The organism is Nonomuraea sp. NPDC049784, assembly GCF_040659615.1.
In the GTDB taxonomy this organism is placed as follows: domain Bacteria; phylum Actinomycetota; class Actinomycetes; order Streptosporangiales; family Streptosporangiaceae; genus Nonomuraea.
Genome location: NZ_JBFAMX010000262.1, coordinates 1 through 13,923 on the forward strand (window position 1 = coordinate 1; position 13,923 = coordinate 13,923).

General features: G+C 71.7%; 11 protein-coding genes and 2 pseudogenes. 7 read left to right on the top strand and 6 right to left on the bottom strand.

Going from position 1 to position 13,923, the window contains the following annotated elements:
• Nucleotides 1-1,269: PASTA domain-containing protein (locus AB0J09_RS37055; protein WP_360701444.1), on the top strand; the 1,269-nt coding region annotated here is incomplete at its 5' end.
• Between the two features lie 167 nt (nucleotides 1,270-1,436).
• Here the strand turns inward: AB0J09_RS37055 and AB0J09_RS37060 are convergent.
• Complete coding sequence (locus tag AB0J09_RS37060) at nucleotides 1,437-2,654, bottom strand: Gfo/Idh/MocA family oxidoreductase (RefSeq protein ID WP_360701447.1); 1,218 nt, start codon at nucleotides 2,652-2,654, stop codon at nucleotides 1,437-1,439.
• A gap of 139 nt (nucleotides 2,655-2,793) precedes the next feature.
• Complete coding sequence (locus AB0J09_RS37065) at nucleotides 2,794-3,315, bottom strand: helix-turn-helix domain-containing protein (RefSeq protein ID WP_360701449.1); 522 nt, start codon at nucleotides 3,313-3,315, stop codon at nucleotides 2,794-2,796.
• A 97-nt stretch (nucleotides 3,316-3,412) separates the two neighbouring features.
• On the opposite strand from AB0J09_RS37065, the gene AB0J09_RS37070 reads away from it, so the two are divergent.
• Complete coding sequence (locus AB0J09_RS37070) at nucleotides 3,413-5,626, top strand: MMPL family transporter (RefSeq protein ID WP_360701452.1); 2,214 nt, start codon at nucleotides 3,413-3,415, stop codon at nucleotides 5,624-5,626.
• A 5-nt stretch (nucleotides 5,627-5,631) separates the two neighbouring features.
• On the opposite strand, the gene AB0J09_RS37075 is transcribed toward AB0J09_RS37070, so the two are convergent.
• From AB0J09_RS37075 to AB0J09_RS37085, 3 genes are all read right to left on the bottom strand, one after another.
• Entirely contained in the window at nucleotides 5,632-5,943 is a 312-nt protein-coding gene (locus tag AB0J09_RS37075) for a hypothetical protein (RefSeq protein WP_360701454.1), read from the bottom strand.
• 45 nt (nucleotides 5,944-5,988) lie between these two features.
• Nucleotides 5,989-6,897: an LLM class flavin-dependent oxidoreductase gene (locus AB0J09_RS37080; protein ID WP_360701457.1), complete on the bottom strand. Its 909-nt coding sequence runs from the start codon at nucleotides 6,895-6,897 to the stop codon at nucleotides 5,989-5,991.
• Nucleotides 6,898-7,013: 116 nt separating this feature from the next.
• The gene (locus tag AB0J09_RS37085; protein WP_360701460.1) at nucleotides 7,014-8,102 is read right to left on the bottom strand and encodes an alcohol dehydrogenase catalytic domain-containing protein; all 1,089 of its coding nucleotides are present in this window, start codon (nucleotides 8,100-8,102) and stop codon (nucleotides 7,014-7,016) included.
• Nucleotides 8,103-8,235: 133 nt separating this feature from the next.
• Between AB0J09_RS37085 and AB0J09_RS37090 the strand changes: the two are divergent.
• The 4 genes and pseudogenes from AB0J09_RS37090 to AB0J09_RS37105 all read left to right on the top strand — a co-directional run.
• Nucleotides 8,236-8,706, top strand: a pseudogene (locus tag AB0J09_RS37090) (ABC transporter substrate-binding protein); the annotation flags it as partial.
• A gap of 52 nt (nucleotides 8,707-8,758) precedes the next feature.
• A pseudogene (locus AB0J09_RS37095) lies at nucleotides 8,759-9,493 on the top strand (ABC transporter substrate-binding protein); the annotation flags it as partial.
• The gene (locus AB0J09_RS37100) at nucleotides 9,490-12,090 is read left to right on the top strand and encodes an ATP-binding cassette domain-containing protein (RefSeq protein WP_360701462.1); all 2,601 of its coding nucleotides are present in this window, start codon (nucleotides 9,490-9,492) and stop codon (nucleotides 12,088-12,090) included. The pseudogene AB0J09_RS37095 and the gene AB0J09_RS37100, both read left to right, overlap by 4 nt.
• Nucleotide 12,091: 1 nt before the next feature.
• Complete coding sequence (locus AB0J09_RS37105; RefSeq protein ID WP_360701465.1) at nucleotides 12,092-12,832, top strand: ABC transporter ATP-binding protein; 741 nt, start codon at nucleotides 12,092-12,094, stop codon at nucleotides 12,830-12,832.
• On the opposite strand, the gene AB0J09_RS37110 is transcribed toward AB0J09_RS37105, so the two are convergent.
• On the bottom strand, nucleotides 12,824-13,546 hold the full coding sequence (locus AB0J09_RS37110; RefSeq protein ID WP_360701467.1) for a dienelactone hydrolase family protein: 723 nt from the start codon (nucleotides 13,544-13,546) through the stop codon (nucleotides 12,824-12,826). The two genes, AB0J09_RS37105 and AB0J09_RS37110, sit on opposite strands and share 9 nt — an antisense overlap.
• An 86-nt stretch (nucleotides 13,547-13,632) precedes the next feature.
• Here AB0J09_RS37110 and AB0J09_RS37115 point away from each other — a divergent pair.
• Nucleotides 13,633-13,923: helix-turn-helix transcriptional regulator (locus AB0J09_RS37115; RefSeq protein WP_360701470.1), on the top strand; the 291-nt coding region annotated here is incomplete at its 3' end.

A 13,923-nucleotide genomic window follows, 5' to 3' on the forward strand; every position in this document is an offset into this window, starting at 1 on the left:
CCGCCCGAGCTGGGGCGCCTGGACGGGCGGCTGCGGACGCTGGTCGATGCGTGCCTGGACAAGGACGCGCGGAACCGGCCCACCAGCAGAGAGCTGCTGTTCGAGTTGTTGGGGGAGTCGGACGCGGTGCCGGCCGAGGTGCTGGACTCGCCTCCGGCTCACATCCTGCGGGTCACGCCGCCGCCGCTGGTGCCCGAGCAGCGCTCGGCGACCACCGGGCCACGGCCGCCGATGGCCCAGCCCGAGGCGACGGGGACGCCCGGCGGATACCGGTTACCCGGGACTCAGGAAGGCGGCGGCCCGCCCTCCGGCCCGAGCACGATGGAGCCGTCGACCTCCCGGAACGCTCCACTGACGTCGAGCCGCGGCTGGCCGAGGGCGGTCATCGCGGTCTGCGCGGCCCTGCTCGTCACGGCCGCGGTCCTGGTCACGGCCCTCATCCCCGCGATGAACAAGAGCGACGTCGTCCAGCCGTCCCAGGCGGCCGGCCCGACGGTCTCCCCGCAGTCCGACCCGGTGAAGTCCCGTCCTCCGGCGGACACGTCATCCCCGCTCAAGCCCGAGAGAACGCAGCAGGAGCGCAAGCCCACCGCCGGCCCAGCTGCGGCACTTCCGGTCACCGTCCCGATCCCGTCCTTGACGGGACTGGACAAGGACGCGGCGACGAAGGCACTGAAGCGGGCCGGGCTGGTCCTGGGCACCGTCACCCAGCTCGACTCACCCCAGAAGATCGGCCGGGTCCTCGCCGCCGAGCCCGCTCCGGGCACGACGGTGGCCAAGGGCAGCACGGTCTCCATTCAGGTGTCGGCGGGGCTGCCCGTGCCGGGGGTCACGGGCCTGCAACTCAAGGCCGCCGAGGCCCGGCTGACCGGCGCGGGCCTGGCGGTCGGAACCGTCACCCGCTCCTGCACCGACCAGCCGGACGGCCAGGTGCTCTCCACACGGCCCAAGGCGGGCAGCCGCGTCACGGGCGGCACTCCGGTGGCGCTCACGGTGGCCCGCAACGGCGCCAAAGTGCCCTCGGTCGTCGGCCAGTCCTTGGAGGACGGCCGGAAGGCCCTGGCCGGGGCGGGCTTCACCGTACGGTCGAGGGGTCAGGTGGTTGACGACGAGTCCCGGGTGGGCACGGTCCTCAGCCAGACCGTCCAGCCGGGCACGTGCGCCGAGCCGGGGACCGCCGTCGTGATCGTGGTCGGCCTGGCGGCCCAGTCGGGCCCCGACCCCAACGAGCCGCCGGAGACTCCGACGGGCCAGGTCCCCGGCGAGTGACCCCACCCGCCGTCCCGGCCACTCCACCTCTGCGCCATCTCGATCGCGACAGCGACGCCGCGATCGATCCCGCCTCGCACGTGAAACGGACCGTCGCCGGGAGCGGCCGGAGACTCCCAGGCGGGGACCTTCGCCTGGTAACGGGCGAGTCGCTGAGAAGCCGGTACTCAGCGAACGGTGACGGTCTCGCCGTGCAGCCGCGACCTCTCGGCGGCCCAGGCTATGAGATGGCTGTGCAGGCTCGCCCCCGGCGAGGAGAGGATCGAGGAGCGGTCCCTGGTGGCGACCGCGGCCAGGAACGCGTCGACCAGCGCCTCGTCACCGCCCCCGTGGCCGCCCCCGGCCGTCCCGTCCCCGGTCGGGCGGGTCTCGACGGTCTCGGAACGGCGAGTGACGAAGTCGAAGACGGTCAGGCGGTCGCCGTCGCCCTCGATCCAGCCGCGGGTGCCGAAGATCCGGGTCTGCCGGTGGAGCGCCGGGGTGAAGGCCGTCATGGTGAACGACGCGGTCGTGCCGCCCTCGAACTCCATGTTCACGACCTGGTGGTCCACCACGTCGTTGTCGCAGGCGTACACGCACCTGCCGTAAGGGCCCGTCCTGAGCGCCTCGAGCACGCCCGCCTCGGAGACGTCCTCGGTGAGCACCGACAGCGGCCACACCTCGCGTCCGGCCAGCGGGAGGTAGATGCGCCTGGCCGAGTAAGGGCACGTCTCCTCGACCTGGCAGTCCAGGCAGCGGTCGGCCGCGCCCTCCGGGCGGTTCTCCGGGCGGAAGTGCTTGAGCCCGCCGAACGACGACACGCGCGTGACCTGCTTGCCGGTGAGGTGCACCAGCCAGTCGAGGTCGTGGCAGGACTTGGCGAGCAGCATGAACGTGGACTCGTCGGCCCGCCGCCAGTTGCCCCGCACGTACGAGTGCGCCTGGTGCCACCACCCGACCGGCTCCAGATGCTGGATGCTGACGATCTCACCGATCCTGCCCTCGTCCAGCAGCGCCTTCAGCGCCCGCGTGTAGGGCGTGTACCGCAGCACGTGGCAGACGGCGAAGACGGCGTCGGAGCGCTCGGCCGCTGCCACGATCCGCCGGCAGTCCTCCTCGGAGACCGCCATGGGCTTCTCCAGCAGGATGTCGTAGCCCAGCTCGGCGAAGCGCACGGCGGGCTCGACGTGGTCTCTGTCCTGGGTGGCGATGATCACCGCGTCAGCCAGGCGGGGCCGCGCGGCCAGCTCGCGCCAGTCCGCGTACTGCTCCGCCCCCGGGAACTTGTCGCGACGGGCGTCCAGCGGATCGGCCACCGCGACCACCCGCGCCTGGCCGGTCTCGACGGCGTGGCGGGCGTAGGCGGCCCCCCGCGAACCCGCGCCCACGACGGCGAGAGTGACCATTGCGCCTCCATATATGTAACCAATTCACGTATGTCGGCCCGATGCTAAACCCTCGGTCACGCTCAGGGCCCTGCGCCGCGAGCGCGTGGCCACGCTGGCCCGCATCGCCGGCCTGTCCAGGCAGACGGTCGTGGCGGTGCTAGAAGGCGCGGCAGGCTTCCAGCAGCACGTCGCGGACCTGCTTCTCCGGCAGGTCCATCGTCTTGACCGCGCCCCACTGCAGCGCGCCGAGCAGGGCCCAGCTCTTCAGCTCGGTCTCCGGATCGGGGTCGTCGCCTGCGAGCCTGGCGAAGATCTCGTCCCTGAAAGTCCTGACCGTCGCGCGCTCCGAGTCCGGCGAGCCGGGGTCGTCGGCGGCCAGGTCCTCCATGAAGAGGCGGATCACCGAGCGGTAGCGCACCGCGAACGTCACCAGCGCGTCGACGAACGCCTCCCTGCTCGGGAAGTCGGTGCCGAGCAGCGTCAGCATGTCGTCGGCCGCCGGGGCGAGCAGCTCGGTGGCCAGGCGGTCCTTGGGATGGAAGTGGTAGGCGACGGCGGTCTTGGTAAGCCCAACGGCCGCGGCGATGTCGGCCAGGGACGTGCCCGCGTAACCGCGCTGCGCGAACAACTCCCTGGCCGCCGCCAGGATCCGGGACCGGGTGTCGTCGGGTGTGGTCATCGTCTCATTTCCGTGCGATCCATCCCCTCCGGATATTTCCTGCTTTATCGTAGCCCTGTACGAGCGTACAGGACGGTCGTCGAGAGGGCCTTGGGCGATGACGCGGTTTCTTGGGCGGCTGGGCGGCTGGTGTGCGCGGCACGGGCGGCTGGTGCTGGCGTTATGGGTGGTCGTGGCGGCGGCGCTGATGGGCGGGAGCCTCGTGCTCGGCAGCCCGGTCAGCAACGACGTGACGATTCCCGGCACCGATGCGCAGCGGGCGCACGATCTCATGAAGACCGGCTTCGGGCCGGGCTACGGCACCGGCGGCACGGTGCAGCTCGTCCTCTACTCCGCCGACGGGCCGCTCATCGAGAAGCGGCGCAAGCAGGCCGTGGAGGACGCCCTGGCGCGGCTGCGGACCATGCCGCACGTCGTGGAGGTGGACACTCCGTTCCGGCGCGGCGGCATCTCCTCCAGCCTGCAGATCGGGCTCATCGCCATCCGCATGCAGGGTCACGACAGCACCAAGCCCGCCGAGAACACCCGCGCGCTGTCGAAGGCGGCCGACCCCGCGAGGGCCGCCGGGATCGAGGTGGTGGCGGCCGACAGCTCCACGCCCGCCGACAAGGAGATCAGGACCGGGCCCAGCGAGATCATCGGCGTGGTGTGCGCGCTGCTGGTGCTGGTGTTCGCGTTCGGGACGCTGGTTGCGGCGCTGGTGCCGATCTTCACGGCCCTGGTCAGCGTCGCGTCGGGGCTCGGCGTGATCGGGCTGCTTGGGCACGTGCTGGACGTGCCCAAGCAGGCTGGCATCATGGCCACGATGATCGGCCTGGGCGTGGGCATCGACTACGCGCTGTTCCTGCTGTCCAGGCACCGGCGGATGCTGGCGGACAGGGTGCCGGTCGTGGAGTCCGTGCGGCGTACCGTGGCGAGCTCGGGCGGGGCAGTGGTGTTCGCGGGCGGCACGGTGATCATCGCGCTGAGCGCGCTCATGCTGGGCGGGTTCCCGCTGCTGGCGACGCTCGGCTGGATCACCGGCATCTCCGTCATCGCCGCCGTGCTGACCTCGGTCACGCTCGTCCCCGCCCTGCTCGGGCTGCTCGGCCACCGGATCAACGCACTCAAGGTGCCTTTCCTGCGCGGCGGCGGCTCGTCGGGCTCCGGATGGGCGGGCCTGGGGTCGTGGGTGGCGCGCCGGCCGTGGCGGGTGCTGGCCGGCAGTGTGATCGTGCTGGGCGTGGTGGCCGCTCCGGCGCTCGCGCTGAAGCTCGGGCCGCTCGACGACGGGTACGGCACGCAGGGCTCGGAGCCCAGGCGCGCCTACGAGCTGATGGCCACCGGCTTCGGCCCCGGCGCCAACGGCCCGCTGATCGTGGTCGCAGAGCTGCCCTCCCAGGTGGCCGACCCGAAGGATCCCATCGTGGACCAGGTCGCCCGCGAGGTGCAGGACGTCGACGGCGTCGCGCACGTGGCCACCCCCAAGGTCAACTCCTCGGGCCGCTCGGTCATGCTCCAGGTCGTCACCGACTACGCTCCCAGCGACACGCGGGCGTCCGACGTGGTCAAGGACATCAGGGCCATATCGCTGCCCGGGATCAGCGTGCACGTGGGCGGCAAGGTGGCGGCGATGACCGACGCGGGCACCCGGATGGCCGAGCGCACCCCGCTGGTCATCGGCGTGGTGGTGCTGCTGAGCGCCCTGCTCCTGCTGCTCGCCTTCCGCGCCCCTGTCGTCGCGGTGAAGGCCGCGGTGATGAACCTCATCTCGCTCGGCGCCGCCTTCGGCGCGCTGGCCCTGGTGTTCTCGATCGGCCTGGGCAGCCGCCTGGTGGGCATGGATGCTCCCGCCGGCTCCTCGTCCCTGCAGGCGATCTTCTTCTCGGTGCCGATCGAGAGTTATGTGCCGCTGATGCTGTTCGCGGTGCTGTTCGGGCTCTCGATGGACTACGAGGTGTTCCTGCTGACGGCGGTGCGGCAGGCGTACCACCGGCATGGGGACAACGCGCGGGCGGTCGCGGAGGGGCTGGGCTCGACGGGCCGGGTCATCACGTCGGCCGCTCTGATCATGGTGGCCGTGTTCGTGGCGTTCATCGCGTACCCGGACCCGATGGTGAAGACGTTCGGGGTGGGGCTGGCGGTGGCCATCGCGGTGGACGCCACGATCATCAGGGGGTTCCTGGTGCCGGCCACGATGGTGCTGCTGGGGCGGCTCAACTGGTGGTGCCCGCGCTGGCTGGACCGCCTGCTGCCGAACCTCTCGGTGGAGGGTCACGAGGAGGACGGCCCCGCGCCTCAGCACCCCGAGCCCGTCAAGCTGGGGGTTTAGGGGCCTCAGTCGGTGTCGACGAGGTCGCAGGCGGCGACCCAGCCGACGGCGCCGGTGGTCGTGTTGCGGCCGTGGTGCCACAGGGTGCTGTCGAAGCAGTCGCAGCGGTAGAGCTCGCCCTCCTTCGAACGGTCCGACTGGAAGCCCTGGCCGGGCAGACCGAGGCCGACGCGGGTGGAGCCGGCCCGGGGCTCGCTCCAGATGATCACGTTCTGGCCGCCGAAGTCGTACAGGCTCGCGGCCCGCGCGGCCTGAGCGGGCGCCAGGCCGGCCAGGGCCGCGAGCAGGGTGGCCATGGCGGCCCGCCGGATCCGCACTCCGCGTCTCCTCTCCGAGATCGTCAGCTACTCAGAGTAATGGCGTCATCCCTCATTTCCTCGCAGCTCGGGCAGCACCTGAGTGGCGAGGAGCTCCAGCTGCTCCGGCTCGTCGAACATCGAGTCCAGCAGGACCAGGTCGGCCCCGGCCTGGATGACCTCGCGCAGCCCGCGTACGCACGTCTCCGGCGGTCCCTCGACGGCGATGCTCGCGTCGCCGTACATGCGCTCCAGCAGCCCCGAGATCCGCTGCTCGTCCCCGACCGAGACGTAGACGCGCTTGGCGATCCCGAAGCTTCCGGGGTCGCGACCGGTCCGCGCGAGCTCGTCCTTGACGATCCCCACCTGCTCGGCGAACGCGGCCGTCGTGGAGCCGCCCGCGCCGAAGAAGCCGTCGCCGTGGTGGACCGCGCGCCGGACCGCGGCGGGCTTGTGGCCGCCGATCCAGACGGGCGGATGCGGCTTCTGGTACGGCTTGGGCTCCATGGCGGCGTCCACGTGCCAGAACCGCCCGTCGAAGGCCACCTTGGACTCCGTCCAGCAGGTCTTCATCAGCTCGATGCCCTCGGTGAACCGGGAGACCAGCCCGTCCGGAGAAATGCCGAAATTGGGGAGGTTGTCCCGGCTGCCAAGCCCGAAGCCCACCTCCAGGCGGCCCCGGCTGAGCTGGTCCAGGGTGCTGATGCTCTTGGCGAGGTGGAGTGGGCTGTGCACCACGCTGATGAAGACCGCGCAGCCGATGCGTAGCCGCTCGGTGCAGGCGGCGGCGTACGTCATGGTCTCCATGGGGCTGAGCATGGGCAGCGGCGACGGCGCCAGCACGCTCTCCCGGGTCCACGCGCTGTGGAACCCGAGCTCCTCGGCCCGCCGCAGGTAGTCGCGGAACGCGCCGGGGTCGAACGTGCCGTCGGCCACTTGCTGCGGGATGGAGACGGCGAACCTGGTCTGTGTCATCCTCCACCGAATAGACCTGTCCCGGCGGCACGTCCAGTGGCGACGCGTCAGTTCTCGACCGGGAGGAGGCCGCGTTCGGCAAAGACCTTCTTTAGCCTGCTCTATCGCAAACCGGATCAGAAGGTGATGACCGTACGGGCGACCGAGCCCTCTCTGACGTGGGCGACCGCCTCGTTGATCTGGTCGAGCGGCAGGCGTTCCGAGATGAGGCCGTTGAGGTCGAGGCGGCCGCGCAGGTACTGGCCGGCCAGCATGGGCAGGTCGCGCTGGGGCGCGGCGTCGCCGCCCTGGGTGCCCATGAGGCGGCGCGAGGAGAACAGCAGGCCGGGGTCCAGCTCCACCGGCTTGCCCTGGGGAGGGCTGCCCACCATGACCGTGGTGCCGCCGGGCTGGGTCGCGGCGAAGGCCGCGGACAGGACGCCGGGGGCGCCCGTGGCGTCGAAGGCGTAGTCGACGCCGCCCTTCACCACCTCGTCCACCTGCCGCGGAAGGTCGTCCGCGAGGATCGTGTGGGTGGCGCCGAAGCGCTCGGCCAGCTTGAGCTTCTGCTCTGCCACGTCCGCGGCCACGATCGTGGTGGCGCCCGCGAGCACCGCGCCCTGGATGACGTTGAGTCCTACGCCCCCGCAGCCCACGACGAGGACGCTGGCGCCGGGCGGGACCTTGGCGACGTTCATGACGGCGCCGACGCCGGTGACGACGCCGCAGGCCAGCAGGCACAGGGCGTCCAAGGTCGCGCTCTTCGCGACCTTCACGCACATGGTTTCGGCGACGACCGCGTACTCGGCGAACGACCCGATGCCGATGAACCGGCGCGTCTCCTCTCCGTCCAGGGTGATCCTGGGGGATCCGCCCATGATGGCCTGCAGCCTGGCGGGCCCCGAGCACAGGTGGAACCGGCCCGCCCCGCAGTGGCGGCACCGCCCGCAGGGGCCGTTCATCGAGATGATGACGTGGTCGCCGGGCCGGACGCCGGTGACGCCCGCGCCGACGCTCTCCACCACCCCCGCGCTCTCGTGCCCCAGGATGAACGGCAGCCTGCTCACCACAGGGCTTTTGCCGTCGATGGCCTTGAGATCGGAGCCGCACACGCCGGACGCCTTGATCTGCACGCGGACCTCGCCGGGGCCGGGGTCGGCGATCTCGACCTCGCGGATCTCCATGGGGGCGTGGAACCTGGTCAGCACGGCCGCGCGCATCAGCATGCGCCACACGGTAACCCGGCCTCGTGATTGCGAGCAAGCGGTTGCTCGGGCGCCCCCGTTGACACCCCACCGAGCCGAATTTACGCTCGGCACAAAACCAAGCGAGCGCTAGGCCAAATCACAGGAGGCCAGGATGGTACGGCGGGTCGCGGCGGCACTCACAGTAACGTTGCTCGTCTCCGGGTGCGCGGCCCAGCAGAAGAGCCCGACCGGCCAGGACGGCCCAGAAGACGGCAGGGCCGCGCCAGGCGTGACCGAGACGACCGTCAAGGTCGGCGGCGTCCTGACCAAGACCAGCGCCAGCGGCTACTCCACCAAGGACGCCGAGATCGGGGCGAAGGCCAGGTTCGAGCGGGCCAACGCCGAGGGCGGTGTGCACGGGCGCAAGATCGAGTTCGTCGGAGCCGAGGACGACGGTCAGGACGCGGCCAAGGGCGACGCGGCGGCGAAGAAGCTGGTGCAGAAGGACCAGGTGTTCGCCCTCGTTCCCGTGCACGCCCCGAACTTCGGCGGCGCCGCCTTCCTCGAGCAGCAGGGCGTGCCGTGGTTCGGCTGGGCGACCGGCCCGCAGTGGTGCGGCACCAAGACCGGTTTCGGCTACAACGGCTGCCTCGTCGCCCAAGCAGGGGGCGGGCTCGCAGACGTGGTGGGGCAGGCAGATGGCCGACCTGCTCGGCGGCGCGGCCGGCAAGACCGTCTACGTGCAGACCTCCGATTCCAGCGGCAGCAAGTACGGCGGCACCACGATCTCCCAGTCGTTCACCGCCGCCGGGTTCAAGCTGGTCGGCGTGAACTCCGGCCTCCCGGCCGCCGCACCGCCCCCCGACTGGCTCCCGTACGTCAACAAGATCATGACCTCGAACGGCGGCAAGGCCCCCGACGTCGTGGTCTCCGTGATCGCCGGCACCAAGTTCAACGTCGGCCTGTACTCGGCACTCAAGCGGGCCGGGTACAAGGGCGCGCTCACGGACGCGACGAGCTACGACGCCGCCATACTCAAGGACCAGGCCAGCGCGCAGGCCCTGGAGGGCGTGATCGCGGCGCCGATGTTCGAGCCGTTCGAGTCCACCGCCCCGGAGATCGCCCAGTTCAAGCAGGACGTCGAGAAGGTGTCGCCGGGCGCCGTGCTCACCCAGCACATGGCGATCGGCTACTGGTCCGCCGACATCTTCCTCGACATGCTGGACAAGACCGGCAAGGACCTCACCCGCGAGAAGTTCCTGGCCACCGGCAACGGCGACTACCTCTATGAGAACGCCGGGTTCGGCAGGATCCAGTACCCCAAGGACCACAGCGAGCCGAACGGCTGCGGCGCCCTGGTCAAGCTGGAGAACGGCGCCTTCCAGGTGGCCAAGAGCATGAAGTGCTTCGACAACGTGCCGCTCAAATGATCCTCGGCTACGTGCTCAGCGGCCTGGTCACCGGGGCGATCTTCGCGGTCATGGGATCGGGCCTGACGCTCTCGTACGCGGCGACCGGGGTGTTCAACTTCGCCCACGGCGCCATCGGCTTCCTGACCGCCCTGCTGTTCTACGAGCTGAACGCGGCGGCCGGGCTGCCCGCGTGGCTGTCCGCCCTCGTGTCGGTGGCGCTGTTCGCGCCCGCACTCGGGTACGCGCTGCACAAGACCATGTTCGGCGGGCTCGCGCAGGCGGGCGAGACCGCGCAGATCGTCGCCACGATCGGTCTGACGATCGCGCTGCCCGCGCTGGGCCTGCTGGTCGTGGACCTGGCCGGGCTGCCGAGCGCGGACGCGACCTCGTTGCCGCGCGGCATCGGGCCACACCCCGCGCTCTCCATCGACGTGCTGGGCGCCCGGCTGGACACCGACCAGCTCATCACGTTCGGCTTCTCGGCGGTGGCGGCGGCCGGGCTGTGGGCGTTCATGCGGCATTCCCCGTACGGGCTGCGCATGCGGGCCGCCGTCGACCGGCGCCGCCTGGCCACGCTCCGGGGCATCGACGCGGACGCCACCTCGGCGCTGGCCTGGATGCTCGGCTCGGGACTGGCCGGGCTCGCCGGGGTGCTGGCCGTGTCTGTGCTGGGGCTGGACGCCACGGCGTACACGGTGCTGCTGTTCGCCTCGGCCACGGCGGCGGTGTTCGGGCGGCTGCGGTCGATCCCGTGGACGTTCGCGGCCGGGCTCGCGCTCGGCGTGATCCAGAATCTCGTCGCCGGGTACACCGACTTCCTCGAAGAGGTCACAGGGCTGCGCACGGCCGTGCCGGTCATCCTGTTGTTCGCGGGACTGGTCCTGCTGAACAGATCGCGTGAGCGGGTCGCGGGCAGCGCGGCCGAGGACGCGCCACCGCCCGACCACCTGGCGGGGCTGCCGCCCTGGCGACGGCGGCTGCCCTGGGCGCTGGGCCTGGCCGCGCTCCTGGCGTTCACCTTCCTCGCGTCCGAGTACTACGTGGGCGTGGCGGCGCAGGGGCTGGTGCTGGCGCTGATCTTCTGCTCGTTCGTGGTGGTGACCGGTATCGGCGGCATGGTGAACCTGGCCCAGGCCGCCTTCGCCTCGATGGCGGCGTTGACCTGCGGGTGGGCGTTCTCGTCTGGGCTGCCGTTCTTCGCGGCGATCCTGCTGGGCGTGGTGGCGGCGGCCGCCGCGGGGATGCTGGTGGCACTGCCCGCGCTGCGGCTGGGCGGGCGGGTGCTGACGCTCGCGACGCTGGCCATGGCGCTGCTGGCCGACCAGGTGCTGTTCCAGGTGGACGCGTTCAGCAACGGGACCATCGGCTGGCCGCTGCCCGCGCTCGGGCTCGGCTTCGCGGACACCTCGGATGCCCGGGTGCGGGTGGTGGTGCTGCTCGTGCTGATCGCGGGGGTCGCTCTGCTCGTACGGAATCTCGAAAAATCAGCATCCGGGCGGGCGATCCTGGCGGTCCGGTCGGCCCCCGCCGCAGCCACCACGTCCGGGCTGTCGGCGCCCCGTACCAAGATCATGCTGTTCGCGCTGGCCTCGGCGATCGCCGGGCTGGGCGGGGTACTGTTCGCCGTCTCCAAGGGGTCGATTACCGCGACCGACCTCCCCGCGTTCTCCGGGTTCGTGTGGCTGGCCGTGGTCGTGCTCCAGGGTGTGCGCCGCATCGGCGGCGCGGTGCTCGGCGGCATGATCGCGGTGATCGTGCCCGAGCTGCTCGCCACCTGGGGCGTGTCCGCGCACGTCGGGGCCATCCTGTTCGGGGCCGGCGGGGTGATCCTGGCCAAGCATCCCGACGGGGTGCTCACCCAGCTCGCCGAACTCCGCCACCGCCCCCACACCTCTACGGAGCCGGCACCGTCTCTCCCGCCGGCCCGGGTGGACGGGCCGCTGTTCAGGCTGGAGGGCGTCGTCGCCGGTTACGCGGACTGCACCGTGCTGCGCGGCGTGGACCTGGCCGTCAACCCCGGCGAGGTGGTCGCGCTGCTCGGCGCGAACGGCGCGGGCAAGTCCACGACCTGCGCGGCGGCCGCCGGAGACCTGCCCGTCACCAGCGGCAGGATCCTGCTGGGCGGCGAGGACGTCACGGCCTGGCCCGCCCACCGCAGGGCACGGGCGGGCATCCTGCTCGCGCCCGAGGGCAGGGGCGTGTTCCCCGGCCTCACGGTGGAGGAGAACCTGCGGACCTGGCTGCCCGATCCCGATCCCGTCTACGAGCGCCTGCCCCAACTCGCCGAGCGCCGTACCGTGCTCGCCGGGGCCCTGTCCGGCGGCGAGCAGCAACTGCTCACGCTGGCCCCGGCGCTGGTCCGGCCGCCGCGGGTGCTGATCGCGGACGAGCCGTCGCTGGGGCTGGCGCCGATGGTGGTGCGGCAGGTGTTCGACGTCTTCGCCGAGCTGCGTGAGCGTGGGGTGGCGCTGCTGCTGATCGAGGAGAAGGCCACCGAGGCGCTGGCCATCGCCGACCGGGTGGCGTTCATGCGGCTGGGCCGTGTCACCTGGGCGGGGCCGCGCTCGGACGTGGACAGCGAGCGGCTGACCGCCGCCTACCTGGGAGTGCGGTGACATGCTGGCCGTGGAGGGCGTGTCGGTGGCGTTCGGCGGGGTCAAGGCGCTGGACCAGGCGTCGTTCGAGGCTGCAGAGCGTCAGGTCTGCGGCGTCATAGGGCCGAACGGTGCGGGGAAGACGACGCTGTTCGACGTGGTGTCCGGGCTGCGCAGGCCGAGCGAAGGACGCGTCAGCGTGGCGGGCCGGGACCTGACCGGCGTCTCCCCGGTCGGGCGGGCCAGAGCCGGGGTGCGGCGCACGTTCCAGCGGACCCAGGTTTTCGGACGGCTCACCGTCGCGGACAACGTGCTGGCCGCGCTGGACTGGCACGGCGGCGGTGGCGGGCTCGCCGCCGACCTCGTCGGCTGGCCCGCCCGGCGGCGGCTCGAGCGGGAGCGCGGCGAGCGCGTGAGTGAGGTGCTGGAGCTGTGCGGGCTCACCGCGCTGCGCGACGCGTACGCCGCCGCGCTCCCCGTCGGGCAGCGCCGGCTCGTCGAGCTGGCCAGGGCCCTCGCCGACCGGCCCCGCCTGCTGCTGCTGGACGAGCCCACCTCGGGCCTGGACGCCTCCCAGACGGCCCGCCTGGGAGAGGTCGTCAAGGCGCTGGACACGACCGTGCTGCTGGTCGAGCACGACATGAGCTTCGTGATGGACACCTGCGACCGGATCGTCGTGCTGGACCTGGGCAAGGTGATCGCCACCGGCACGCCGGGGGAGATCAGGGAGGACCCGGTCGTAAGGGCCGCCTACCTAGGATGAGTGGCTTTCGGTGAACGACAGGATGCGGCGCCAGGCGTCCTGGCAGGCGTCCGCCCACTCGGCGTACGAGCGGTCGAAGAACGAGTGGGGCGCGCCGTCGTAGACGACCTTCTCGTGCTCCGTGCCGACCTGGTCGAGCGCGTCCTCGAAAACCGCGAACTGCTCGGGCGTGGTGGCCGTGTCCGCGCCGGCCAGCAGCATCAGGAGGGGCGCGCCGGGCCCGGTCTTCGGCTCGCCGATGGCGCGCAGCGCGCCGTAGAAGCCGATGCCGCCCGCCAGGCCGTTCCCCTCGTACGCCTGCCGCCACGACTGGGCGCCGCCCATGCAGAAGCCGACCGTGAAGACCGGCCCGTCCAGGGCGTCGGTGGCCGCCTTCGCGTCGGCCCGCACGTGGTCGCTCTTGAGCCGCTTGACGTGCGTCATGTAGTCGAAGTCGTCGCCCCGATCGCCGAGGCCTGCTGTCCGGCCGAAGTAGTCGATCGCGATCGTACGGAAGCCCGCCTCGGCGAAGCGCACGGCGAGGTCGCGGTAGTACGGGTGCAGCCCGCGCACGTCAGGCAGGATCACCACGCTGCGCCCGTTGGGCTCGGCGGGCTCGGCCCGGTAGGCGAGGAAACGGTTGCCGTCGGCGGCGGTCAGCTCAATCTGCTCATGAGAGGCCACCTCGCCCTGGATCGGCGGGGCGGGCGGCCTGCTGTCGGTGGAATGGCACATGAAGGCAGCATGCCCACCACGGTCCTGGCTATCCAGGTACTCGGAGTGGCAGGCTCGACGTGTTCCGGCCCGGCAGACTTATCCACATGAACCGGGAACTCGGGGCGTTTCTCCAGGCCCGCAGGAACGAGGTCACGCCCGAGGACGTGGGGCTGGCGAGCGGGCCGCGCAGGCGGGTGCGCGGGCTGCGCCGCGAGGAGCTGGCCGAGCTGGCGGGCATCAGCGTCGAATACCTCGTACGACTCGAGCAGGGGCGCACCGCCCAGCCGTCCACGTCCGTGATCGAGTCGCTGGCCAGGGCGCTCGACCTGAGCGAGGCCGAGCGGGCGCACCTGTTCGACCTGGCCGCGCCGCGGCCCCGCAGGTCGCGGCCGTCC

Coding starts and splice junctions, on each gene's coding strand:
- AB0J09_RS37085 (WP_360701460.1), bottom strand. CDS start 8,102: ATGCTGATGCGCGCGGCCGTGCTGACCAGGTTCCACGCCCCCATGGAG.
- AB0J09_RS37065 (WP_360701449.1), bottom strand. CDS start 3,315: ATGACCACACCCGACGACACCCGGTCCCGGATCCTGGCGGCGGCCAGG.
- AB0J09_RS37110 (WP_360701467.1), bottom strand. CDS start 13,546: ATGTGCCATTCCACCGACAGCAGGCCGCCCGCCCCGCCGATCCAGGGC.
- AB0J09_RS37105 (WP_360701465.1), top strand. CDS start 12,092: ATGCTGGCCGTGGAGGGCGTGTCGGTGGCGTTCGGCGGGGTCAAGGCG.
- AB0J09_RS37080 (WP_360701457.1), bottom strand. CDS start 6,897: ATGACACAGACCAGGTTCGCCGTCTCCATCCCGCAGCAAGTGGCCGAC.
- AB0J09_RS37060 (WP_360701447.1), bottom strand. CDS start 2,654: ATGGTCACTCTCGCCGTCGTGGGCGCGGGTTCGCGGGGGGCCGCCTAC.
- AB0J09_RS37100 (WP_360701462.1), top strand. CDS start 9,490: ATGATCCTCGGCTACGTGCTCAGCGGCCTGGTCACCGGGGCGATCTTC.
- AB0J09_RS37070 (WP_360701452.1), top strand. CDS start 3,413: ATGACGCGGTTTCTTGGGCGGCTGGGCGGCTGGTGTGCGCGGCACGGG.